The 23,545-nt window shown below is 43.6% G+C and carries 20 protein-coding genes and 1 pseudogene; 7 read left to right on the forward strand and 14 right to left on the reverse strand.

The features are described from left to right. Window positions 1-17: 17 nt before the first annotated feature. The 3 genes from C505_RS0111615 to gloB all read right to left on the reverse strand — a co-directional run bounded on the left by C505_RS0111615 (window position 18) and on the right by gloB (window position 3,142). Window positions 18-518 (reverse strand): hypothetical protein, encoded by a 501-nt coding sequence (locus C505_RS0111615; RefSeq protein ID WP_018692784.1) that lies wholly within the window; start codon window positions 516-518, stop codon window positions 18-20. Window positions 519-629: 111 nt separating this feature from the next. Beyond that, entirely contained in the window at window positions 630-2,267 is a 1,638-nt protein-coding gene (locus tag C505_RS0111620) for a lytic transglycosylase (RefSeq protein WP_018692785.1), read from the reverse strand. Between the two features lie 89 nt (window positions 2,268-2,356). Then, window positions 2,357-3,142, reverse strand: coding sequence for a hydroxyacylglutathione hydrolase (gloB, locus tag C505_RS0111625; protein ID WP_018692786.1), 786 nt, complete (start codon window positions 3,140-3,142; stop codon window positions 2,357-2,359). A 143-nt stretch (window positions 3,143-3,285) separates the two neighbouring features. On the opposite strand from gloB, the gene C505_RS0111630 reads away from it, so the two are divergent. Beyond that, the gene (locus tag C505_RS0111630) at window positions 3,286-4,005 is read left to right on the forward strand and encodes a class I SAM-dependent methyltransferase (protein WP_018692787.1); all 720 of its coding nucleotides are present in this window, start codon (window positions 3,286-3,288) and stop codon (window positions 4,003-4,005) included. Between the two features lie 31 nt (window positions 4,006-4,036). Here the strand turns inward: C505_RS0111630 and C505_RS0111635 are convergent, their stop codons facing one another. Both C505_RS0111635 and C505_RS0111640 read right to left on the reverse strand, forming a co-directional pair. Beyond that, window positions 4,037-4,498, reverse strand: coding sequence for a hypothetical protein (locus tag C505_RS0111635; protein WP_018692788.1), 462 nt, complete (start codon window positions 4,496-4,498; stop codon window positions 4,037-4,039). A gap of 160 nt (window positions 4,499-4,658) precedes the next feature. Further along, on the reverse strand, window positions 4,659-5,570 hold the full coding sequence (locus tag C505_RS0111640; RefSeq protein WP_026317910.1) for an EamA family transporter: 912 nt from the start codon (window positions 5,568-5,570) through the stop codon (window positions 4,659-4,661). Between the two features lie 129 nt (window positions 5,571-5,699). On the opposite strand from C505_RS0111640, the gene C505_RS0111645 reads away from it, so the two are divergent. Next, the gene (locus tag C505_RS0111645; protein WP_018692791.1) at window positions 5,700-6,188 is read left to right on the forward strand and encodes a MarR family winged helix-turn-helix transcriptional regulator; all 489 of its coding nucleotides are present in this window, start codon (window positions 5,700-5,702) and stop codon (window positions 6,186-6,188) included. 3 nt (window positions 6,189-6,191) lie between these two features. Here the strand turns inward: C505_RS0111645 and C505_RS0111650 are convergent, their stop codons facing one another. The 3 genes from C505_RS0111650 to C505_RS0111660 are packed head-to-tail and all read right to left on the reverse strand — an operon-like array spanning window position 6,192 to window position 10,950. After that, complete coding sequence (locus tag C505_RS0111650; protein WP_018692792.1) at window positions 6,192-7,757, reverse strand: FGGY-family carbohydrate kinase; 1,566 nt, start codon at window positions 7,755-7,757, stop codon at window positions 6,192-6,194. A 33-nt stretch (window positions 7,758-7,790) separates the two neighbouring features. After that, window positions 7,791-9,335 carry a glycerol-3-phosphate dehydrogenase/oxidase gene (locus tag C505_RS0111655; protein WP_018692793.1) on the reverse strand — a complete coding sequence of 515 codons (1,545 nt, stop codon included), beginning with the start codon at window positions 9,333-9,335 and terminating at the stop codon, window positions 7,791-7,793. Continuing rightward, window positions 9,262-10,950, reverse strand: a complete 1,689-nt coding sequence (locus C505_RS0111660) for an FAD-binding oxidoreductase (RefSeq protein ID WP_018692794.1) — start codon at window positions 10,948-10,950, stop codon at window positions 9,262-9,264. Before C505_RS0111660 ends, C505_RS0111655 begins: the two co-directional genes overlap by 74 nt. 121 nt (window positions 10,951-11,071) lie before the next feature. On the opposite strand from C505_RS0111660, the pseudogene C505_RS24070 reads away from it, so the two are divergent. After that, window positions 11,072-12,031, forward strand: a pseudogene (locus C505_RS24070) (AraC family transcriptional regulator); the annotation flags it as partial. A gap of 16 nt (window positions 12,032-12,047) precedes the next feature. On the opposite strand, the gene argH reads toward C505_RS24070, so the two are convergent. From argH to argC, 5 genes are read right to left on the reverse strand one after another with little or no spacing between them, the layout of a single operon-like run. Beyond that, a complete protein-coding gene (argH, locus tag C505_RS24745; protein ID WP_018692795.1) occupies window positions 12,048-13,952 on the reverse strand; it encodes an argininosuccinate lyase in 1,905 nt (634 codons plus the stop codon). Then, window positions 13,949-15,169 carry an argininosuccinate synthase gene (locus tag C505_RS0111675; protein WP_026317913.1) on the reverse strand — a complete coding sequence of 407 codons (1,221 nt, stop codon included), beginning with the start codon at window positions 15,167-15,169 and terminating at the stop codon, window positions 13,949-13,951. Before C505_RS0111675 ends, argH begins: the two co-directional genes overlap by 4 nt. Before the next feature lie 39 nt (window positions 15,170-15,208). Continuing rightward, window positions 15,209-16,123: an ornithine carbamoyltransferase gene (locus C505_RS0111680; protein WP_018692797.1), complete on the reverse strand. Its 915-nt coding sequence runs from the start codon at window positions 16,121-16,123 to the stop codon at window positions 15,209-15,211. An 11-nt stretch (window positions 16,124-16,134) separates the two neighbouring features. Continuing rightward, entirely contained in the window at window positions 16,135-16,941 is an 807-nt protein-coding gene (argB, locus tag C505_RS0111685) for an acetylglutamate kinase (protein ID WP_018692798.1), read from the reverse strand. Beyond that, window positions 16,934-17,962, reverse strand: coding sequence for an N-acetyl-gamma-glutamyl-phosphate reductase (argC, locus tag C505_RS0111690; protein WP_018692799.1), 1,029 nt, complete (start codon window positions 17,960-17,962; stop codon window positions 16,934-16,936). Before argC ends, argB begins: the two co-directional genes overlap by 8 nt. Before the next feature lie 201 nt (window positions 17,963-18,163). Here argC and argE point away from each other — a divergent pair, with 201 nt between their 5' ends. Beyond that, the gene (gene argE / locus C505_RS0111695; RefSeq protein WP_018692800.1) at window positions 18,164-19,309 is read left to right on the forward strand and encodes an acetylornithine deacetylase; all 1,146 of its coding nucleotides are present in this window, start codon (window positions 18,164-18,166) and stop codon (window positions 19,307-19,309) included. A gap of 31 nt (window positions 19,310-19,340) precedes the next feature. On the opposite strand, the gene punC is transcribed toward argE, so the two are convergent. Then, the gene (gene punC, locus C505_RS0111700; RefSeq protein WP_018692801.1) at window positions 19,341-20,552 is read right to left on the reverse strand and encodes a purine nucleoside transporter PunC; all 1,212 of its coding nucleotides are present in this window, start codon (window positions 20,550-20,552) and stop codon (window positions 19,341-19,343) included. 100 nt (window positions 20,553-20,652) lie between these two features. Between punC and punR the strand changes: the two genes are divergently transcribed. The 3 genes from punR to C505_RS23660 all read left to right on the forward strand — a co-directional run bounded on the left by punR (window position 20,653) and on the right by C505_RS23660 (window position 23,497). Further along, window positions 20,653-21,555, forward strand: coding sequence for a DNA-binding transcriptional activator PunR (punR, locus tag C505_RS0111705; RefSeq protein ID WP_018692802.1), 903 nt, complete (start codon window positions 20,653-20,655; stop codon window positions 21,553-21,555). Window positions 21,556-21,669: 114 nt separating this feature from the next. Next, complete coding sequence (locus tag C505_RS0111710; RefSeq protein WP_018692803.1) at window positions 21,670-22,245, forward strand: thymidine kinase; 576 nt, start codon at window positions 21,670-21,672, stop codon at window positions 22,243-22,245. A gap of 88 nt (window positions 22,246-22,333) precedes the next feature. Continuing rightward, window positions 22,334-23,497: an OmpA family protein gene (locus tag C505_RS23660; protein ID WP_083938336.1), complete on the forward strand. Its 1,164-nt coding sequence runs from the start codon at window positions 22,334-22,336 to the stop codon at window positions 23,495-23,497. The last annotated feature ends 48 nt before the right edge of the window (window positions 23,498-23,545 follow it).

Consider the following 23,545-nt stretch of genomic DNA (forward strand, 5'->3'; position numbering starts at 1 on the left):
TTCGGCCCAGGTTGGGGTTACTGATAATTTCTGGGCTTGCTGGATAATCCATTTGTTTCTATTTTGTCGAGGCCATCATCCTTGAAGTAAAAAATGATCTGGCCCATTCCTTGTGCGAAGTAGTTTTTCTCCCCGTCAATGAAAAAGACGTAATTGCCTTTGGGGGTGAGTTTGCTGTCCTTATTTTTTTCCAGCTTGAAAACATGCTCGCCGAGCTTCCAGTGAAAAGTCTCAATGAGGGCTGGAGCAAACTCCTGGATCCAGACATATTTGTCTTTGTTTTGAAGAAGAATGGTAAGCGTGTATTTCTCTGGAACATCCTCAACGCTCACTTCTTGTTTTCCAACATGAAATGTTTTCCCTGCGCCTTCCTTGGTTAAGTAACTAAATCCAAAATCAATCTCATTTCTCTTTCCGTCCATGAGAAGAGCACTACCACTGCCTAGCAGCTGGAATTCAGCTCGGCAACAGAAAGAAACAAGTGCAAGCAAGATGATCAATTTATGGACTTGATTCATTAGTGTTCCATCTTTATATCCAACACTTAATAAAGACTAGTTTTTTTAGCCGATTTCGCCAAGTCAGGGGAAGATGAGGGGAATGAGTCCCCTCGACTGAAGTGGAAGAGATTAAGAACGCGTGACGTCGATGTGTAGCTTCAGTTTTTGTCCTGGTTGGATGAATTGTTTCTCATCCAATTGGTTCCAGGCAAGAATATCATTGACGGAGATCTTAAATTTTTTGGCAATACGTGCCAGAGAATCACCGCTGCGAACTTTATAGGTGATTGTACGCAACGTTTTTGCGTTTTTACTTTTGGTTTTCCAAATGACGAGCTTGTCACCAGGCCTGATTTGTTTTGGTAATTTATTTTGGTTCCACTTGCTAAGCTGCTTGGTTGAAATTTTAAACTTCTGGGCGATTTTCCAAAATGAGTCACCTTTTTTGACGGTGTAATCAATTCTAGATGTACCAGATGTCCGTTTCAGTTGTTTTGCGACTTTCTTCTTGGAAGCAAGTACAAGTTGATATCGTTTCGGGTCTTTTGCAGCAACTGGGATGAGGAGTGTGCCTCCTTCGCGGATCATATTGCCTTTAATATTGTTGACCGACTGCAAGACGGCAACGGTTGTCTTGAATTTGACGGCAATTTTATTCAGAGAATCACCAGAGCGGATTGTATATCGTTCCCAGTTTGGTCTTGCGGTCAGTTTTGCATCACTGAGTTTACTGCGAAGTAAAGCTGCGTTTTTCTTCGGGAGTAAGAAAGTGTGTGGTCCTTTTGGATCGCTGGCCCACTGATTATATCCAGGATTGAGCTTATATAAGTCATCAATCGCATACCCAGATAAGTCGGCTACGACAGATAAATCTGTCTGGCGTTTCGTATCAACGATTTCAACGACGGAATGGTTTGCGATCTGTGGCCAAGTCATTTTGAATTCTTCATGGCGTTTTAACAAATCAACAAGTGCCAGTAACTTTGGGACGTACATGTCGGTTTCGTTAGGAAGATCTAATGACCAGAAATCTGTTGGTAAATGCTTACGTTTGTTTTTCTTAATTGCACGAAGTACTCGTCCTTCTCCGGAATTATATGCTGCGATGGCATTCATCCAATCGCCGTCGAGGGTTTTATGCAAAAACGAAAGGTAATCAAGGGCTGCACGCGTGGATGCGATGACATCACGACGTCCGTCGTACCACCAGTTCTGTTTTAGCCCGTAACGCGTACCTGTTCCAGAGATAAATTGCCACATGCCCGATGCGCGGCCATGAGAGTAAGCAAATGGATCAAAGGCGCTTTCAACGATCGGTAACAGCGCCAATTCCATTGGCATATTTCGCCTTTCTATTTCTTCAACAATGAAGTAAAGAAAAGGTTCAGCTCTTTTGGCAACACGGTTGAGGTATTTCTGGTTTTTGGCATACCAGTTACGTTGAGTGACAACACGGCGATTCTGGGGAATATCAAATGAGAATTGAGATCGAATGCGCATCCAAAGATTATTGTAATCTTCCAACGCTGGCTCAGTTGATTCTTGTTGTAGTTTTCCATCGACAAGCAAAGTATCAAGAGTTAATGCATTCAGAACATCTTCAGCAGAGGCGTAAGCTTGTGCTTCCTGCGATGTTTGCGCCTCAACAGGTGTTGTCATTTCCTCAAGCGGTTGTTTACTGACGGGTACAGTTGTTGTGCTCTGACAGCCAGTCAATACAGCTGCGCCGAAAATAGAAAGTATTCCAGAATACCTCATTCCAATCATATTTCCTCTGATGCCCTCAATGTGAGGTGCGAATAGTACACGTTCACGGATTGAATTAAAAGTTGTTCATTTGTATGAAGGCTAATGCATCAGAAGGTGTCTTTCCAGCGTCGAGTCATTGCAAGTGTTTCAATATCATCAGAAACTTCACATTGCCAATGTCTAGATAGATTTTCCTTGAGTTGTGCATCATGCCATCTTAAAAATGGATTCACGTCTTTCTCTAGACCTATCGTTGAAGGTAAAGTTTCTTGCTGATTTTCTCGAAGGCGTTTCACATGGTTTGCATATTGTTGCAATGCGGTGTTATTTGGCTCAATTGTTAGGGCGAAATCAATATTTGATTGGGTATATTCATGAGCACAAAAAACCTGTGTGTTATCATCAAGTGCATGAATTTTTCTGAGTGAATGAAACATGATCTCAGGTGTGCCTTCAAACAATCGACCACACCCACAACTAAAGAGTGTATCGCCACAAAAAAGCCAGTCTTGATTGTAATAGGCAATATGGTCCATGGTATGACCCGGTACTTCTAGAATAGATAATGTGATATTTAAGGGGGGAATATCAATTTGCTCGCCTTCCCGACAACGATGATTTATATGGGAGCAAGGTGTTTCTTCAGGGCCATAGATGGTTGCATTTGATACCATGTACTGACTGTGTACAAGCCCAGAGACACCGCCAATATGATCCGCATGATGATGCGTGATAAGAATGGCACAGATTTTTTTATTATTCTGTTCGCAATATGCAATGACAGGTGATGCATCACCCGGATCAACAATGATACATTCATTGGTATCTTTTCGTGTAATGCACCAGATGTAGTTATCACGAAAAGCATGGATAGGGGTCACTTGATAAGTCATTATAAATGCCTATGCTCTGTCTCATTAGACCCTATTATTCCAATTTCCTTCAAAATCACAAGTTGAATTACATGGCTTGCAGGGAGGCGAGAAGAAAGATATGGTTTATAGACAATCAGTTATCAGGGACTAAGCGCGAAACGATGAAACCAGCCGTCAGCCCACATGATGTTGTCCCGCCTGAGCATTGGGAGATGCTACCAAAAGGGGATAAAACAAGATCAGCACTGGACTACTTGTTGTTACCGTGGTTGCCACAATTTTTTGGGTATCACTATGTCACATTAGGTCAACTGAGTAGCCAGATTGACTGTTCTGCGACTTCAATTAAACATCGTGTTGAAGTGGGATTATGGCCAGAGTCCAACATTTTATCTGATTTAGACGCGTTACCATTTCTAGAGCACAGTATTGATTTGGTTATCAGTACACATGCACTCGAGTTTTGTGCCGATCCACACCATACCATTCGAGAGATCCATCGTATCTTACTTCCTGGCGGCGTCTTAGTTTTATCAGGGATTCATCCTGTGAGTCTTTTTGGTCTGGTTAAAATCCAACCTTTTAAACAGCAAGCGTATCCCTATATCGGACGATTTTTTACCCCAGGTAGGGTTAAGGACTGGCTGGCTTTGCTTGGATTTGAGATTCTCTTTGATACCCGTTTTGATGCTGGGAGAGCTTACCGTGTTGATGATGATGAAATGAACTGGACTGGGAAGCTCCAAGATTACGCACATCAGTTTTTGGGGGGACACTACTTAATTATCGCTAAGAAGCGCGTGTTACCGTTAACACCTATCCGCCCCAAATGGCGTGTTCGACCTCATTTTAACCCTGCTGTGAAAAGTGCCAATGCGTAATCAGGATTATTTGGGCATCTAAAAGAAGTTTTTAATCATTCTCTTCGGTGCTGTAATCCCATATTTTCGGACTCTCAAATGCATAAAGCCATATAATGAGTAGAATGGTGAGTACCAAGGGGATGTAGATAATAAAAAATCGCTCAGCATAGTTATACATTTCATTGATTGATGCTTGTATGGGATCAGCATAGTAATGACCCACAATGCTATAGATGTAGTAGAGCTTTAGAGCAAAATAAAGACCAAAGCACAACCGCCAAAATATAAAATGGAGTGCTCGCACGCCAAACACATAAAATAATCCGCCTAAGCAAAGTATCACCCCGACAATATCATCAATACAGTTCAAGAAATCTTGAAAGGTGAAGTCTTCGATGGAAGTCAATGGTGGCTGGTCCGAAAAAAGCAGACTCACTTGTAACAGTGAGATAGGAATTAAATAGAGTAGCCAGAATAATCTCTTTTTTTGAAAGTCGGTTTGCTTAAACATTGAAAGATCACAACAAGTCCTTGGGGGCAAGAATTATACGCAAATTGCCTGTATATTCAACATAAACTAGAACGTTTTAGTGATCTACATCGTTTAACGCATTTGCAAAGGTTGTGAACATCTTCCAAATATAGCTTGCACAAGCTAAGAATCTGATGTTCTAGTCTATAGACCCCATATTGTTTTGCTTTTCGTGAGTTGTAACGCCAAGCGCTGATTTTGGTATCGAAAAGTAGACCGAGAGTAATATTGCGATTGCGCCGAGTACTTGTGATGTATGAAAAGACTGCTCCAGAATGAGGTAACCGAGTAAACTTGCAGTTAAGGGACTGAGCGCTCCAAGAAATGACATACTGACAACGGATAGTTTTTCAATCGCATAAAACCAAATAAAATAGCTTAATATTGCACCAAAAATACTCAAGTAACCAAAGCCAAGCAGGTTTTGTGGTGAGAATGACTCAGGAAAGCCTTCATACCAGATGGCAATTGGTAGCAAAAAAAGGCCACCGAAGAATAGCTGCCATCCCGTAACACTGATGAGTGACATCGTTTGAGGACGTCCCCAATACTTTGAGAACACAATACCAAGTGACATCGAGATGGCTCCGAATATACCCGAGATAATGCCTTGCCAATTCATTTCACTGTCTGTATTTAAAACAAGCAGTCCGATACCAGTGATCCCAAGTGATATTGTGAGGATGTATTGTGATGTGAATTGCTCTTTCAAAAAGAGAGTGCTGAGCAAGATGACCAGAATCGGTTGGCAAGAAAGGACAAAAGCTGCGATACCGCCAGGGAGGTAATACGCTGCGATAAAAAGACATACAAAAAATATTCCGATATTCAACATGCCGAGCAAGCAGAGTTTCAACCACCAGCTTCCTTGGGGAAACTGGCGACAGAATAGAATGAGAAGTATGCCAGCTGGTAATGCTCTCAATGTTGAAGCTAACAACGGTATTCCATCTGGAAGAAATTCAGTTGTTACTATGTATGTACTTCCCCAGATAGCAGGCGCTAGGGCTGTCAGGAAAATCAGCGAAAACTGTGGTGGTATTTTGAACATTTTTCTTCCAAATTTAATCTCTAATGAAAGTATCTTTTTGAAAAGATATTATTTTGCATAAATATATTGGAATCTACTTTTTGGATCAAGTATCTTTTTTGAAAGATACATTCTTGAGAGAAAACACTGATGCAAGATCATGTTGGACAAATACTTGAACAATGGGAGCGACAGCGTCCAGATCTGGATTGTTCTCCAATGGGGATTATCGGGAGGTTAAACCGTGCAAGTGTATTGATCAGTAAGGAATTACAACATGTATTCCGTGCACATCAACTGAGCCAAGTTGAATTTGATATCCTTGCTACCATGCGACGTAACAATCAACCACTCACACCAACAGAGCTATATCAGGAATTGATGTTATCTTCAGGTGCAATGAGTACGCGAATAGAGCACCTTGTTCAGCGAGGGATGATCCAACGGATTGCGAGTGAAGGCGATCGCCGCAGTTGTTATGTCAACTTGACTGCGGAAGGCTTGGAACTGATTGATAAAGTAGTTGGCGTGCATGTGGAGAACTTAAATCGGATCTTAGCGCCATTTTCAGATTCAGAAAAAGAGCAACTCGCTGGATTTTTGAAACGATGGTTGCTTGAAAAAGAAGAAGCACGATAGCTTCTACACTTCCGGATAGCCTGTGATTTCTTGGATTTTTTGATAAATAGGCTTCAGGCGAGTGTACATTTTTAAGTAAACCTCTTCATAAAGCGCTTGATAGAGTTGTTCGTTGTTTGGTTGCGGTGTAAAAGTGTCTCTTGCATGCACCATGGATTGAATTGCACTTTGGTGATCACTGTAATATCCAAGTCCAATTGCTGTATTCATGGCAGCACCTAGGCCAGATGTTTCATAAGTGTGGGGGCGTGTCACAGGGAGACCAAAAATATCTGCCGCAATCTGAACAGCGGCACTACTTTGTGAGCCTCCACCGGAAACACGCAACGCATTGACTTTCAGTTTTCCCTTTTTTTCAATATTGGAAAGTCCTTCTTTGAGACCGAAAGCAAGGCCTTCCAGAATGGCTCGATAAAGGTGTGCGCGAGTATGGACATCGCCAAAGCCGATGACTGCTCCTTTGGCCTCCGGGCCTGGCTTTTTCACTCCAGCCCCCCAATATGGCTGCAACATCAGCCCCATCGATCCTGCCGGAACGGCATTCACAAGTTCATCGAATAACATTTCCGCCTCTAAGCCTTGCGCTTTGGCCTGAATCGCTTCATATAAGCCAAACTGTTCTTTAAACCAGCTGACCATCCAAAACCCGCGGTAGAGCATGACTTCGGCACAATAATGTTGTGGGATTGCAGCTGGAAAAGGTGGCATAAATCGAATGGCTTCGAAGTAACGAGGGGTTGTCACATTGATTGTTGCTGTTGTGCCAAAGCTCAAACAGCCGATATGCTCTTCGAGCGCACCAGAGCCAAGGACTTCACATGCTTTGTCCGCTGCGGATGCAATCACGGGAAGCCCTTGTGGGATCCCTGTTTCTTCGGCTGCTTTTGCGTGGATCACACCAACGGTTTCAGTTGGTTGTAGCAGATTGACCAAATGCCCTTTTTTGACATTTAAGGCTTGCCACTGCCAAGCAAAAGGGGCTGCCCAGTCTTGCTTTTGATAATCAAAAGGTAAATAACCGACTTGGCTGCCAATACTATCGGAAAGCTCACCGGTTAATTTAGCGTGGAAAAAACCAGATAGATAAACAAATTTGTGAGTTTTGTCCCATATGTCCCTTTCGAATTGGAAAATCCAGTTCGGCTGTGCTTTTTGCAAGAGTGCATCAATCGTTTTGCTTGCACCAGCAACTTTAAATAAGCTCTGCCAAAGTAGGTTGAGGCGATGTTGACGATGTGCTTTTCGTTGATCTAACCATAAAATAGCTGGTCTGAGGGCATTCAGGTTTTCATCAATCGGAAAAATGGTTCCCCGTTGTGTGGTCACACTGACGCCTTTTATCCGTGAACGATCAACACCTTGCTTCCATAGGTGTTGGAGGCAATCAACAAGTGACTGCCAATAATATGAAGGATCTTGCTCACACCAGCCCGGTTGCCTGGAAAAATAGGGTGTTAATTTGACTTGGGACTTTGCAATGATTTGTCCTTCTAGATCAATCACCAGCGCACGAACGCTTTGTGTGCCATTATCAATTGCTAATATCCAGTCACTTCGGGATGACGGCATGGGATCCTCGCATTCACCTCAACTTTAATGCAATCAAGAGACCCTATAACTTTGTTGCCATAATTGCCAGAAGTTTTCCCATTCAGCCTGGATTTTAGTCTCGCTCCATCCTAAGTGTTTTTGTAACAATCCATTGATGGCACTTTCATAATCTTTGAGTTTTGGGCCAATCAGATTGCCAAGACGTGTTCTGCGAAGCAATAAATCTTCTAAGTGGCAAACGGCCTCACTTTGCAGTGCCCAATTCAGCTCGCTCCATAGTGTATTGGTGGCATGAATACGTTGATTTTGTCCAGCAAGGCTCACTGCACATGCAGCATTTCCATAGCGACCTTGTAGTCGCTTCAGCGCGCAAGAATGGCGTGAGCTTTGAGAGTAGCTTGTTGGCTGTAAGTCACCCAATCGACTTGGATGTTCTCTTCGGTAAGCTTCCAGTACCTCCTGAGCCATAATTGCAAAAGTGGTGAGCTTGCCACCACTGATACTGATGAGCCCAGGACGTTGCCAGATAGCATGGTCTCGTTTTTCTTTTGATGGTGGCGTATTTGCATCAGTCGAAAATACAGGGCGAAAACCAGCCCATGTTGATAAAATATCATCTCGATTGACTTTATTTTCTTCAAATAAACTATTCGCTACTTCCAATAAGTACTCAACTTCTTGATCAGTAATCGATGGATCAGTGCTTTGCGGTAGTTCATCGTCCAGATCAGTGGTACCAATGACGGCGCAGCCCTCCCAAGGGTAAACGAAAATCGGTCGCTTATCTTTCGGATGGAAAACTGTGAGACTCGCTGACAACGGTAATTTATGAAAAGGAAGGAGTAGGTGACTCCCTCTGAGTGGACGAAGCCGATATTCAGGGTGAGAATGTAGACGCGTTGCCCAGGCGCCTGTCGCGTTGATAACTTCAGCTGCATACACAGGTTTCATTTGGCCGCCCATATTGAGCAATACACCTTTGACGATACCTTCTTCTTCAATCAGCTGCTCTACTGGCGCATAATTTAAGAGTTTGCCACCATGAGATGCGCCCTCTTGTAAGAGGCGGATCACGAGTCTAGCATCATCGGTAATCGCATCGTAAAAGTTACTAAATCCAACAAACTTACTCCGTTGTAAGCCAAGCAAAGTCCTTAGTGAAAAAGAGCGCTGTTGTTTTGGCAAATGAAAGAGACCGCCTAATGCATAGTACATTCGAACCAGTAACCCAAAGAGAGAGGGCGGAGGAAATTCTCCTTTTTTATGCACCATGACATAGGGTAACTTTTCAACCAGACCTGGTAGCTTATTTAATAGGTATTCTCGCTCACTGACCGCATGTCGAGTGAGGGAAACGTTTCCTGCGGCAAAATAGCGCAGACCACCGTGTACCATCTTCGAGGAACGACTCGATGTTCCCCAGGCGAAGTCTTTTTGTTCGACGAGTAAAACATTTAAGCCATTCTCAGTTGCTGCGTGAAAGATGCCTGCACCAGTCACGCCACCACCGATGATAATCGCGTCAAACTGAGGCTTTTCTTGATTGAGGGATGCGAGTGCTTCCTCTTTCGCTTGTGTGATCGTTCGGAATTTCATAACTGGGGTAAAGCTTTCCTGGGTTGAGTTGGTGATTTGGGTCAAAGACATTACGACTTGCTTTGAGTGCATGGATCACAGGCATGGATTTTTCTTGAGTCATATAAGGGATATGATCCAATCCAACACCATGTTGGTGACTGATAGTGCCTCTAAAATCCGCGATCAACTGAGATGTTGTTGACTTTAACCGTTGCCAGCGTGACAGCGTGGCAGGGTAATTATCACTGACTTTAAATAAATAGGTTGTGTAGATACTGGCACCATCTGGATAGACATGAGAAAGGTGTGTAAATACATGCACTTTTTCGCCCATATCATCTAAACCGTGGCGTAGATTTGTTTCGATAGCTTCCACGAGCGCAGGTACATGTTGCCATGAAATCGCAGTTTCCAGTGTATCGACAGCGTAACCAAGTTCCCATAGTGTTTCTCGAAGGTATGGGAAGTTAAAACGTTTTTCTTTCCAAAAGTCCCCAAGTTTTTTACTGAGGTTCACGCCTTGGTGTTGTTTGAGTAAATTTTTAAATTGTGCTTTGCTCGAACGTACTTGCACATCACTACCTGTCAGCCCATAGGTGAGCATGCAGGGTGTATTTGACTGACCGCGGAAGGATAAGTAACGATGGAGGAGTTGATTTTGAGTATCACCAGTAGCTAACTTGAGCTGCGTTTCTGTTTCTTGTGGGTTACTGAGGCGAAGCATTGATAATGCAATACCTTGTTGAGCTAGGGCTTGAACGCACTGAACTGCCTGCGACCAACTCGGTAGAAAGGCGACACCAAAGTATTCTTGTTCTGGCAAAGCCCGAACTTTCACAATAATTTCTGACAGGATCCCCAGTTGTCCTTCCGAGCCAAGAACCATTTGACGCCAATCTGGCCCAGCCGCCGATGCGGGATGAGGTGACATATGAATCGTGCCATCAAAGGTCTCTAGCATCCCCCCCACAAATAATTGTTCAATCCGTCCATAATGAAGACTTTGCTGCCCACTGGAACGTGTCGCAACCCAACCGCCTAATGTGGAGAGTTCAAATGACTGGGGGTAGTGACCTAATGTATAGCCATTGAGTTGTAGTTGGCTTTCGACCAAAGGACCTGGTGTTCCTGCCCCAAAAGTTGCAAGGAGACTGTCTTTATCGATGTCGATTAAGCGGTTCATTCGTGCAAGTGATACGGTGATGATTGGACGCTGATCTGGAATCGGGTTGATATGCCCAACAACGCTCGTACCACCACCATAAGGGATCAGAACATAACCATGGTGATGTGCAAGTGAGAGCAGTGTTCTGATTTCATCGGCACTTTCTGGAAATGCCACGGCGTCTGGAAAATGGATCAGTTCACCACTTTTCATTGCGAGCCAGTCGGGAAAACTCTGGCCTCTTGCATGACGCAGGCGTGTTTCAGCGCATATCGAATAGCATGAATGCTGTGGGAGCTTACTATCTGGTATCGTTTGTAGTGCTTGTTCTAATGTTGCATTTTTCAGTGGTGCCGTTTGCCCTAATTTTTCTTTCAAAAACTGGTGTGCTTCTGATTTTAGGGGGAATGAAATATGGGTTGCTCCCCAGCCATTCCAGCGACGCTCATAGGTGTGATCCCAATTCATGCGGCTCAGGTTTCCTCAGTTTTAGATTCGAATTTTGGCATTGATATCGGTAAATCTCATCGTACAATAGAAGCAAAGAAAGTCACTGACATATATGGACAGTATGCTTGAAAATAATACCATGACTCACCCTTACGATTTAGGAAATGTCATAAACTCCATTATTTATCCTTATTTTTCGCTGGTAGATGAATTGCCAATTCCGCAAGACGAATTTTGGGCACAGCTTGGCATTACACTCGAGCAATTGAAGGACCCACAAGCCTACTTTCCTGGTCACCAATTCATGACTTTACTCTCTTTTTTGCGCTGGATTTCTGAGGATGAGCTTATCGGTGTGAAAGCGGCGGCGCATGTTCGGCCAGGAACGTTTGGCTCGCTTGGTTTTATTGTGATGAACGCCAAAACATTAAAGGATGCAATCCAGTCTATCATCCCTTTACAAGGGGTTTTAGGAAATATTGGTGAGGCAAAATTAACATTGAATGAGTCAGGTGGTTTTTTTACTTGGCAGTGTCATTATCCACTGCCTGAAGTCTCACAACTGATGGTGGATGCCATGCTTTGTTCCTGGTTTGTGCTGATCCGTCAGATTTTGGGTCCTGGTGTTGAATCGCCTCGTTCTGTATATTTGCAACGAACTCAACCAGTCCATCGTGTAAAACAGGTGTATCATCGAGTACTAAAGTGTCCCATCTACTTTTCTAAATCTGTCAATGGCATTGAGCTATCCAATCAGTTACTCAACCACCCAATTCCTTCTTACCAATCAGATGTGGCGCAAGTGCTGATTGAGCATACAGCGAAAAAGTTATGCGATCAGCCAATGATGACACCTTTGCGTCAGATCCAAAAAATTATTGGTGAAGCATTGATGCGTGGCCACACCATTCGCCGTGAAAAACTTGCACAGCAAATGTGTATGTCAGGTCGAACAATGCAACGCTATTTACAAAAGCAAGGGACAGGTTTTCAAGCTGTTTTGGATGGCGTTCGTTTACAATACGCACAAACTTGGTTAGCCCAAACGAACTGGCCCTTAGAAAAGATCGCCCATCGTTTGGGTTTTCGGGATTTAAGTAGCTTCCACCGCGGATTTAAGCGCTGGAGCGGACAATCACCATATCAGTATCGTTTGCAACAGATGCCTGCTCATTTGAAGCAACTAGTGACATCTCCAAAGCAATTTCATCACAGCGATGCTGTTTTGGACATAAGTCACAGTCTTTGAGAACTTTTTCTGGAAGTGCTGATTTTTCGCTGGTTTCAAACCCAAGTTTTTGAAAGAAACCAGGAACCCTGGTGAGTACAAAAACTTTCTTTACAGCGAGCTTTTTCGATTTTTCAATTAAAAATTGAACAAGCAAGCGGCCTTGTCCTTCACCTTGTATTTCAGGTTCAATGCCTAATGAGCGGATCTCGGCAAGCCCAGAGTCATAGATATATAATGAAGCACAGCCAGTGACGCGACCATCTTTTTCTGTCACTGCAAAATCGGCAATCGAACGCGTGATCTCATTGTATGTTCTTGGCAGGTTTTCTCCAGCGTCTGCCCAGTGATTGACCAGCTTTGCGATGGCATGCAAGTCATTCAGTGTAGCGGGGCGGACAAGATGCCCATGTGTCTTATTCGACAACAATGATTTCATTCGACCAAGGCCAGCCTGAAGTTGTTGTTGGGAGACGCCTCCAAGCGCTTGTTTGGATTGCATTTCCGCATGTATAGATAAGTGAAAATAGACATCTGAGGTAATGTCAGGACAATAGGATTGCATGCTTTCGAGTGATACGGATTCCAATGGAGTCTGCTGTTGGATTGCATGCAGAACAATTTGACCAACGATATGATGGGCTTGACGAAAGGGTATCCCTTTTTGCACAAGATAATCAGCCAATGCCGTCGCATTGGTATAACCTGATTTTGCTGCTTTTAATGTGTTTTCTTGGTTCACTTGAAGACCACTCAAGGAGAGGCTGGCCATATTCAAACAATCTTTCCAAGTTTTGATCGTATCAAATAGCCCTTCTTTATCTTCCTGTAAATCCTTATTGTACGCCATTGGCAAGGCTTTTAATGTAACTGAAAAACCTTGAAGTGCCCCCAATACTCTTCCTGTTTTACCCCGGATCAATTCCATTGCATCTGGGTTTTTCTTCTGTGGCATGAGTGAAGATCCAGATGTGACTTCGTCAGAGAAAGAAATAAAATCACACATTCCGGAATTATAAATAATCAGGTCTTCAGCCATCCGCGATAAGTGAAGCATTGATAAGCTTGCAACGCTGAGCAGATCAAACACAAAATCTCTATCTGACACAGTGTCCAAACTATTTGCAGTTGGACGAGTAAAGTTGAGTGAATATGCCAGTGCTTGGCGATCAATGGGGAACCCTGTACCAGCGAGTGCGCCACTTCCAAGTGGACAAGTATCCATTCTTGCTAGCGCGTCACTGAGCCTTGCGTGATCTCTTTCCAGCATCTCGAAATAAGCATGACACCAATGGGAGAAAGAAATTGGCTGAGCCTGCTGTAAATGAGTAAAACCCGGAAAGACAGTTTCGAGGTGCTGCTTTGCGAGTTCAAACAGAGCTTGTTGTAACTGGATGATACTGTCTTGCAGCTGTTTACCTTGATCAATACACCAGAGCTTTAAATCTGTAGCGACTTGATCGTTCCGGCTTCTGCCAGTGTGGAGTTTTTTCCCGAGATTGCCCAGGCGCTTGATCAATTCGCATTCAACCCAAGTATGAATATCTTCAGCATCACTGGATAAGATTGCACTGGGATGAGCAACAACCTCATCCCGAATATTCAATAATGCTTGAATTAAATTTTTTGACTCCAATTGAGTCAGGACATTTGCACTTGCCAGCGCTTTTGCCCAAGCAATCGAACCTTGAATGTCTTGCTCGACAAGGCGGTAGTCAAAAGGTAAAGAATCATTAAATTGTGCAAAATCAGGTGCACTTTGTGATTGAAACCGTCCTCCCCAGAGTGTCATGGTGCTTCTCCTGTGGATTGCTGCTGCATTGCTTTGATCCGGCTTGCTAGTGAATAAAGATGGATAAAACCTTCTGCATGTTGCTGGTTATAGACGTCATCTTCGCCAAATGTCGCGTAATATTCGCTATATAAACTATTTGGTGAGCGCTTTTGGACCACCGTTACTTGACCTTTATAGAGCTTTACCACCACATCGCCAGTAATCTCTTCTGCGATAGTATTCGCAGCAGCGAGGAGGGATTTACAAAGCGGTGTAAACCAACGTCCATCATAAGAAAGATGAGCGAACTCTCCCGCAACTTTTTCGCGCCAGGCTCTTGTTGTTTTATCGAGGACTAACTCTTCTAACCCTCTTAATGCTGCCATGATCACTGTGCCTCCAGGTGTTTCGTAGCAGCCACGGGACTTGAGTCCAACGAGGCGATTTTCGACAATATCAATTCTTCCAACACCATGTATGGCTGCCTTTTCATTCAGGTCAACAAGTGCATCGTATGGAGAGAAATCTTGACCATTGACTTGCTTTACAATACCTTTTTCAATGTGTAAATGAACCATTTCAGCAACATCAGGTGCTTGTTCTGGGGAGTTGGTGAGTGTCCAAACCTGATCAGAAGGTTGTTGCCACGGATCTTCCAGTTCTCCGCCTTCATGGGAAATATGCCAGATATTGGCATCTCTACTGTAGATTTTGGCTTTCGTACTGGCACATGGTATTTGTCTTTCTTCCAGGTAGTCCAGACAATCTTCGCGACTCTTTAAGTCCCATATCCGCCAAGGCGCAATCACTTGAAGTTGGGGCGCTAGTGCGGCGAAGCAGGACTCGAAGCGTACTTGGTCATTTCCTTTACCAGTACACCCATGAGCCAGTGCATCTGCGCCGACTTGCAATGCCAGCTCAACCTGAGCTTTGGCAATAATTGGACGGGCCATTGCGGTGCCTAATAGATACGCACCTTCGTAAATTGCTCCTGTTTTCAGCGTTGGGAAAATATAATCTTCGACGAGTTGTGCTTTTAAATCGACGACGTGGCAGCTTGAGGCTCCAGAAGCAAGGGCTTTCTCTTCGATTCCAAAGAGTTCTTCTGCGCCTTGACCGACATCGGCAACAAATGCGACGACTTCACAGCCATAATTTTCTTTTAACCAAGGGATAATAGTGGACGTATCTAATCCGCCAGAATAAGCAAGGACGACTTTTTTGATTTTTTTCATCATAATTCTCAGTATTGTTTTCTATCTATTCATTTCAAATTAAGCAAGTAGACTGACTAATATCGCATTTTGAATATGCATTCTGTTTTCAGCCTGTGGGAGAATGAGTGATTGATCACTGTCCATCACATCAGAAGTAATTTCTTGACCTCGATGGGCGGGTTGACAATGAAGAACATGTTGCGCACCGACTTGCTTCATCAGTGTTTTGTTCACTTGATAAGGTAAGAATGATGGGAGAACATGTTCCAAGGATTTTTGAGCACCCATGGAGATCCAAGTGTCGGTGTAAATGACATCGTATCCTTCAACATCATTGATGTTTGATGTGATCTGAATGGTGGCACCTGTGTTGGCAGCGATGTCTTGTGCTTGTTTCACAATGATCGCATTTGGGCTGTGGCTAATTGGTGTGACTGCGGTGACAGTGGCGCCTAATACTGCACCTGTCAGCATCAAGGAGTGGCAGACATTATTGCCATCACCCAAGTAAGCAATTTTAAGCTTCGACACATCATCATGGTGTTCATATAGTGTCAAGAAATCAGCAAGTGCTTGACAAGGATGGTATCGATCACAAAGTGAGTTGATGACAGGAACACTACTGTATTTGGCAATTTCTTCCAATGTCTCATGGAAAAATACCCTGCCGACAATGCAATCAGCCCATTGGGACAGATTCTTGGCGTAATCTTGAATTGCTTCTCTTTGTCCAATCGGATCATCTTTGTGATCAAGATAGACTGCATGTCCACCGAGCTTATTGATTCCAATATCGAATGTGACTCGAGTTCTGAGAGATGGTTTTTCGTAAAGTGTGACGATACTTTTTCCTGCTAATACATTTGAAAATTTTTCTGGATCCGCTTTTAAGTTATTTGCCAGCTCGAAAAGCGCAAAAATTGACTCCGCAGTCATGTCAGCGGTATCAAGTAAATGTTGGAGGTTGTTCATGGTTTTATATCCTATGCTGAAATTTGTGTGCCAACAGGCTGACCTTGGATACGCTGATAAATCGTTTCTGGCTCAAATCCACTCATCACTGTGATTGTTTTCTTCAATGTTTTAGCTGCTTGAACTGCCGCTTCGACTTTGACTTTCATACCATCTCGGATCACCCCTTGTTGGATCATCGCGTCGGCTTCAACTTCATTCAGTGTATTGATAGGATTACCCTGCTTGTCTAATACATGAGAAATATCGGAAAGATAGATCAGCTCAGCGTTCATACATTGGCTAATGGCTGTTGCTGCATGATCAGCATTGACATTGAGTAATGTGCCATCGTGTGCAATTCCAATGGAACTCACGATTGGTGTGTGCCCTTGTTCAAGGAGCTGCGAAAGAAATGCTGGAGATTTTCCTTGGCACAGTCCAACATGACCAAGTGACAGCGATGATTGCTCAACATGACATGTATTGCCATCTGTTAAGCTCAATCCTATTGGTGATAGCTGAGATTTAATCGCTTCAGCCATGAGTTGTTTGTTCAGTGTGCCTGCGAGCGTTCCGACAATGTACGGGATTTGATCGGGTGGTGTGACTCTGAGCCCTCCTTGTTTTTCGATAACAAAGCCAAGTTTTTCCAATAATTCATCCACTTGCTTGCCACCACCATGGACGAGAATAAACTGGGATTGAAATTCACGCTCACACCCTTTAATTGTTTCCATCAGTGTTTGAATGGATTTTTGATTGGTGAAGATTTGCCCACCGAGCTTGATCACCCAAAGTTGCTTCGCTGTTGTTTTCGTTGATAACTGTTTAGCCATTGATGATGCCTCTATTTAGTCCTAAATCACTAGAAAATGAATTTTGAATATTTATGCATTGAATGGCTTGGCTTGCTGCACCTTTCAGCAAATTATCAATTGCGCTCATGACAATGAGGTGATTGTTGTGTCTTTTCCATGCAATATCACAAAATGGAGTACTCGATACACCGTGAATGCTCGGTGTTTGACCTTTGAGTATTCTTACAAGTGGCGTTGCATGATATGCAGACTCAAAAGCATCCTGGATTAGGGTATCCGAAGTTCCTTCAAGTAGCTCAAGCGTGATTGTTGCTAAGATCCCTCTTGGAAAAGCGCCAAGGTGTGGCGTAAAAATAACTTCCTGTTGTAGTAATTGAGAAATTTCAGGCTGATGACGGTGTTCAAAAACACCGTATGGCTGGACGCTCAATTCACACAGATGATTCTTTATAGATGCTTTTCGTCCAGCTCCGCTGACACCACTAATAGCATGAATAATGGGAGGTGAATTTTTGGCAATTAACCCCGCTTCTTGAAGTGGTTTTAACCCAAGTAAAGACGCCGTCGGATAACAGCCTGGCACAGCAATGAGAGAGGCTGTTGCTATCGCGTCTGGATACCACTCAGCGAGACCATAAACAGCCTGCTGTAAGTATTCACTTTCTTGATGCGAAAAACCGTAATATTGAGAATAAAGAGTTGAATCTTGAAGGCGAAATGCCCCAGATAAGTCCAACACTCGTACGCCTTCACGAAGAAATCTCGGTGCTAAGGCATGACTGACTTCATGGGAGGTTGCCAAGCATACGATATCCGCATGATTTGCTACGGTTTTAATATCCGACAGTGCAAGTGGTTGAAGTGGTAAATCGATCAGAGATTGCCACTTTGAGTGGAGCGCTGAAAAACTTTTGCCTTTATCTTGGCTATGCTCAGAGACATAAAGCCCTGCAATTTCCAGATTTGGGTGCTGAAAAACAAGACCAGTTAAAGTTGCGCCAGTATAACCTGAAGCCCCAATAATGATGACTTTCTGCATGATGTGTTCCAGTTCAGTTATTTGTAATAAATCGAAAAATCAGGGAGTGCTCATCAATGCATGATGAACGTCAAAAGTGAGGCTTTATCGTCGGTAAAATGTGTAGTAAGCGCTAAACGTCATTTTGGCTATTTATGCTGTTTATATGAAATAATATGTATTACTATATTGTCCTTTCATTTTTTTGCAAGGGAAATTTTTATGACTACCCCAACTTTTTTAGAACTTTATCGTCAGTTGATTGCATTTCCATCAATTAGTGCGCTTGATGAGGCATGGGACCAAAGTAATGAGTCAGTGATCACCTATTTAGCGAACATATTTGAATCGATGGGGTTCCATTGTGAGGTCATGCTAGTTTGTAAAACCAGAAAGAAGTACAACCTGCTTGCAAGTTTAGGAACCGGACCTGGTGGATTACTTCTCAGTGGGCATACAGACACCGTTCCTTTTGATGAAGGACGGTGGCAAAGTGACCCATTTCAACTTTTAGAAAAAGACAATCGTTTTTACGGACTTGGAACGATTGATATGAAAGGGTTCTTCGCATTTATTATTGATGTGCTTCGAGAGTTTGAGTGTGATAAATTCTCGAAACCCCTTCATATCCTGGCTACTGCAGATGAAGAGATCACAATGGCGGGTGCGATGCATGCGACAAAACATCTATCGATTCAACCTGAGGTTGCCATTATTGGAGAACCAACGGGATTACAGCCAATCGTCATGCATAAAGGCCATATGGCAGAGGGCATTCGGATCACCGGAAAAAGTGGTCATTCGAGTGACCCCTCCAAGGGGCTGAATGCAATTGATGTGATGATGGATGTTCTTGGGCGATTGAAGGACATGCGCCAATCAATGATAGAACGGTATCAACATGATGCATTTGAAGTGCCATATCCAACGATGAACTTTGGTCATATTCATGGTGGAGACGGTGCAAATCGGATATGTGGTTGCTGTGAATTACACTTGGATATGCGACCGATACCTGGTTTGTCTGTTGAATCCCTTTGGGCGCTCCTCCATGAGCAATTGCATCCATTGCAACAGCAATATCCAGATGCGATTGAGTTATTTCATTTGCACGATCCATTACCCCCTTTTCAAGGTGAGCCTGATGGGCAGTTTGCGCAATACATGGAGGCATTGTCCGGCCAATCTTCAACGGCAGTAAACTACTGTACAGAGGCTCCTTTTATCCAGCAGCTCGGATGTGAAACGATAGTTTTAGGACCTGGACACATTACTCAAGCGCATCAGCCGAATGAATTTTTGGACCATCAGATGATTGAGCCAACAAAGCATCTACTTCGTAGTCTGATCCGGGATGTTTGTTTGTAAGGGGGAAGATTTCCCCCTTTTGAAATGGAGCTTAATGTGATGCGTCAGTCGTTGCGACCAAAGATTGCGTGTTTCGTGCATAAAGAAACACACAGGCAATCCCGATGATTGCGACTTGACCAAGCATCACCCATGCGACCGATATAATTGCTTGCTCAGCAAACATGGATACAATGCTACTTGCCAGGAAGCACAACAACGTTTGTAAAAAGTTCAGTAATCCGGATGCAGTCGCACCACAGTGTTTGAATTCAGAAAGTGCACTGTTGATCACAAGCGGGTAAATTGCGCCATTCGCGACAGCTAAGAAGCAGAATGGAATTAATAAAGGCCAGATACTAGTTAATTCGACGATTAATGCTGTGCTACTAATGACTGCAATACTGGTCACAAATAATGCCAAACCCCAAGGGAGTAGTTGTTGTGCTGTGAAACGTTCTAGTAGTAAACGGCAGCCAAAACCACCGACCAAAAACGCAATCGTCTGTGGGATAAAACTCAGACCAATGTCTTGTGCGGAATAACCAAGCTTCGTCATCATAAAAGGTGACCCAGTTAACCAAGCAAAGAATGCAGAAGAACAAGCAGCAAAAATGAGTAAGTTACCGATGAAATTTTTTGAACTTAGAATGCCTTTCAAATGAAGCTTCAATTGACGCGTGATTTTTTCTGGGTTTTCTTGCACTGGCGCTGATTCCGTCTCACGAAATGTGAGTGCAAGTAACAAGAGTGCGATACCAAGAAGCACCCAGAAAATCACTTGCCACCCAACTTGTTGCTCGATGACTGCGCCAAGAATTGGCGCTAGAGCGGGTGATAGAGAAACCAGAGGCATCAGGGTTGCGAAGAGACGCTGGCCTTTTTCTCCAGGGTATCGGTCAATGATGATTGCTTGCCAGATCACAGCTGCACTACAAGCCCCCAAAGCTTGGAAAAACCGCGAAATCAATAAAAACTCAATACTTGTCGATAGGGCACAGGCAGCACTGGCAATAATAAACAAAGTTAAGCCGAACTTCAGCGCGACAATACGTCCAAAGCGATCGGATACTGGACCATAAATTAATTGGCCAAACGCCATTCCTAAGAGGAAGATACTCATACTTGCACTGATAAGATTTTCCTGTGTACCAAAATACACTCGCATGGACTCATATGCAGGGAGGTACATATCCGTCGCAAGAAACCCGAGCATACTGAGGCCCATCAGCCAGAAAAACGTCAACGGCTTTGCTTTTGTCATGTTCAATTATCCTAAGCACAAAATGCGGGCAGTTTACGGCTGGCAATGATGAATGTGAAACGTTAAGATTTGAACACTCCTTTCAAAAATTTTGAATGCAATGTTTTCTCAACAAGAACTCGTCGTGATTGAGACGATTGCTCGATGCGACAGCTTTTCGGCTGCTGCGAAAGAGCTTCACAAGGTACCCAGTGCGATCAGCTATACCGTCAGGCAAGTTGAGCAGCGTCTTGCTGTTGCCTTATTTGAAAGACACCACCGGGAAGTGGCTTTAACCCCTGCGGGTGAATACTTCGTTGGTGAGATTAGGGCAATACTCAAACAAATGGATGATATTCGATTTCAGACACAAAGAGTTGCGAATGGGTGGCAATCGAGTTTAACGCTTGCCCTCGATAATGTTGTACGAGAAGAACGGGCTGGTGCGTTGGTGAGGGACTTTTACAGACACTTTCCAGACGTTGAGCTTCTCATCAGCATGGAAGTATTTAATGGTGTTTGGGATGCATTATCTGGAGGCCGTGCAGATATAGCGATAGGGGCCACACGTGCAATCCCTGTAGGAGGTAACTTCGCTTATCGGGATATGGGCATGTTGGCGTGGCGCTTTGTAGTGAGTCCAGATCATCCGCTTGTCAATGAGCCTCAACCACTGAGTGAGCTGAGTATGGCGAAGTATCCGGCGATTTGTTTAGAAGATACATCTCGAATACTTCCAAAAAGAACCACATGGCTGCTTGATAACCAGCGCCGCCTTGTCGTTCCAAATTGGCACAGTGCAGCCCAGTGTTTTAAAGAAGGGCTTGGTGTTGGTGTGATGCCTGCACATATGGCAGAACCACTTATCGAAGAAAAACAACTGGTTGCACTTGAGATGTGGCAACCACACCCAGATAGCCCTTGTTGCTTAGCATGGAACTTAGATTCACAAAACCCAGCGCTTGCTTGGCTCCTAGAATATTTGGGTGATAGTGAGCAGTTACACCAGGAATGGTTAGCTTGAACATCATTTCACATGAATGCTTTTTTGTGAAGGGTGTATAGATGAAGACATCTTTGATGAATATAGTACAATAGCGACAGCTGACGAATAAAAGACAATTGATAGAAGAACCTGATGGCAAAATTATATTTTCGTTACGGCACGATGGGCAGTGCGAAAACAATGAATTTACTGGCTGTAGCGCACAATTACCAACAGCAGGATAAGAATGTCTTATTAATTAAACCAAAGTTGGACAGTCGATTTGGTGTGGAATTGATCCGCTCCCGTGCTGGGATTGAAAAAAGTGCCGATATTCTTGTTGAGGCTGATAGTGTATTGGATGTGAACCAGTTTGAAGGGCTGCACTGTATCCTTGTTGATGAAGCACAGTTTCTTTCGACATCTTTAATTGAACAGCTGCGCCACGTGACGATTGATATGAATATCCCTGTGATCTGTTATGGATTAAGGACAGATTTCACAGGGCACCTGTTTGAAGGTTCTAAGCGTTTGCTAGAACTTTGCGACACCATTGAAGAGGTTAAAACAACCTGTAATTTCTGTAACAGAAAAGCCATTTTCAATATGAAACTAATCAATGGGCAAGCAACATTACAGGGACCCACTGTCGATCTTGGAGCAGAAGAGAAATACCTCCCTGCTTGTACAAAATGCTATTATGAAAAACTAAAAGTGTCAGAAATCTAAACGATGTGTTAACCTAACACTTTAATTTGCTTCTTTATTATCCACTTTTCCTGTACAGCACAGCGAAGACAACAGGGACTGCATAACGATGACAATAAAACCCGTAGCGTTATTTGCTTTTGCCGTAACTCAGAGTGTTGTTTCAATGGGGGCGACAGCATTCGATGATCCTTTCTCCGTGACTGTTTTCGGAGAGTACTTTGTTCCGGATGTGGACAGTAACAATAAAAAGGAAGATTCCTTTGCGGATAGTGGCCCTGGTCTTGGCTTTGAATTTGAATATAGATTTATGGAAAGCCTGGGTGTTCGCCTAGAAACAGGGATGATGTTTTTAGATGCAACATCAGGGGATGATGAGGAAGGTTATCGATACGGGTTGGATTTGATGTATTACCCGGGAACGGATCCTTTCTACCTCTTTCTTGGTGGGCGTTATATGGATATTGGTGACGCAGAAGGAGCCGTAAGTCTTGGTGCTGGTTATCGGTTTATGCTGACAGATAGTTTAAGCTTCAACCTTGAAGGGGATAGCTATCATGAAGTTGATCAAAGCTTTACTCACTTTGGCTTGAAGTTTGGATTATCCTACTTCTTCGGCGGCGGTTACGTCGCACCTGTTGCAACGCCATCACCTGTTGTTGCAACAGAGGAAGAGCCAGAGGAAGAATCATTTGGTGAAGCATCGGAGTTGAGTGTGACACCAACCCCTCCACCGCCTACTCCAGAACCTGAGCCAGAACCAGAATTGGAGCTAGAACCTGAGCCAGTGACACCTGTCTTCGTCGACTCGGATAATGATGGCATTTCTGATCAAGATGATAAGTGTGCTGACAGCGATGAACGGTATGCTGTCGATGAAACCGGATGTACTCGCTTTGAAGAGAAAACAGAGACCGTTCGGCTCAATATATTATTCGACAATAATGCTTCACGTGTGAAACCTCACTATTTCCACGAAATTGCCCGTGTTGCTGGGTTTATGGATCGTCATCCGGAATCGACCGTTGTGATTCATGGACATACATCTTCAGTTGGGGATGATAAATATAATCAATGGTTATCAGAACGTCGCGCAAGAAATGTTGCTCGGATACTCATCACACGTTTTAGAATTGCTCGGGATCGTGTTGATTATAAAGGTCATGGTGAGTCGCAACCACTGGATACATCGAATTCTCCGAAAGCACACATGAATAACCGCCGTATCGAAGCGGTGATCACTGCATCAAGACAAATTGAAGTTGATCGCTAACTTTATATCGTTTGATGTTGAAGGGGGCCGGAAGGCCCTTTTTCATAT

It is taken from the genome of Algicola sagamiensis DSM 14643 (genome assembly GCF_000374485.1).
GTDB classification, from domain to species: domain Bacteria; phylum Pseudomonadota; class Gammaproteobacteria; order Enterobacterales; family Alteromonadaceae; genus Algicola; species Algicola sagamiensis.

Coding starts and splice junctions, on each gene's coding strand:
- argE (WP_018692800.1), top strand. CDS start 18,164: ATGACTACCCCAACTTTTTTAGAACTTTATCGTCAGTTGATTGCATTT.
- punC (WP_018692801.1), bottom strand. CDS start 20,552: ATGACAAAAGCAAAGCCGTTGACGTTTTTCTGGCTGATGGGCCTCAGT.
- gloB (WP_018692786.1), bottom strand. CDS start 3,142: ATGACTTATCAAGTGACCCCTATCCATGCTTTTCGTGATAACTACATC.
- C505_RS0111630 (WP_018692787.1), top strand. CDS start 3,286: ATGAAACCAGCCGTCAGCCCACATGATGTTGTCCCGCCTGAGCATTGG.
- C505_RS0111675 (WP_026317913.1), bottom strand. CDS start 15,169: ATGAAAAAAATCAAAAAAGTCGTCCTTGCTTATTCTGGCGGATTAGAT.
- argB (WP_018692798.1), bottom strand. CDS start 16,941: ATGGCTAAACAGTTATCAACGAAAACAACAGCGAAGCAACTTTGGGTG.
- C505_RS0111635 (WP_018692788.1), bottom strand. CDS start 4,498: ATGTTTAAGCAAACCGACTTTCAAAAAAAGAGATTATTCTGGCTACTC.
- C505_RS0111660 (WP_018692794.1), bottom strand. CDS start 10,950: ATGAATTGGGATCACACCTATGAGCGTCGCTGGAATGGCTGGGGAGCA.
- punR (WP_018692802.1), top strand. CDS start 20,653: ATGTTTTCTCAACAAGAACTCGTCGTGATTGAGACGATTGCTCGATGC.
- C505_RS0111615 (WP_018692784.1), bottom strand. CDS start 518: ATGAATCAAGTCCATAAATTGATCATCTTGCTTGCACTTGTTTCTTTC.
- C505_RS0111645 (WP_018692791.1), top strand. CDS start 5,700: ATGCAAGATCATGTTGGACAAATACTTGAACAATGGGAGCGACAGCGT.
- C505_RS0111640 (WP_026317910.1), bottom strand. CDS start 5,570: ATGTTCAAAATACCACCACAGTTTTCGCTGATTTTCCTGACAGCCCTA.
- C505_RS0111620 (WP_018692785.1), bottom strand. CDS start 2,267: ATGATTGGAATGAGGTATTCTGGAATACTTTCTATTTTCGGCGCAGCT.
- C505_RS23660 (WP_083938336.1), top strand. CDS start 22,334: ATGACAATAAAACCCGTAGCGTTATTTGCTTTTGCCGTAACTCAGAGT.
- C505_RS0111710 (WP_018692803.1), top strand. CDS start 21,670: ATGGCAAAATTATATTTTCGTTACGGCACGATGGGCAGTGCGAAAACA.
- C505_RS0111655 (WP_018692793.1), bottom strand. CDS start 9,335: ATGAAATTCCGAACGATCACACAAGCGAAAGAGGAAGCACTCGCATCC.
- argC (WP_018692799.1), bottom strand. CDS start 17,962: ATGCAGAAAGTCATCATTATTGGGGCTTCAGGTTATACTGGCGCAACT.
- argH (WP_018692795.1), bottom strand. CDS start 13,952: ATGACACTCTGGGGAGGACGGTTTCAATCACAAAGTGCACCTGATTTT.
- C505_RS0111680 (WP_018692797.1), bottom strand. CDS start 16,123: ATGAACAACCTCCAACATTTACTTGATACCGCTGACATGACTGCGGAG.
- C505_RS0111650 (WP_018692792.1), bottom strand. CDS start 7,757: ATGCCGTCATCCCGAAGTGACTGGATATTAGCAATTGATAATGGCACA.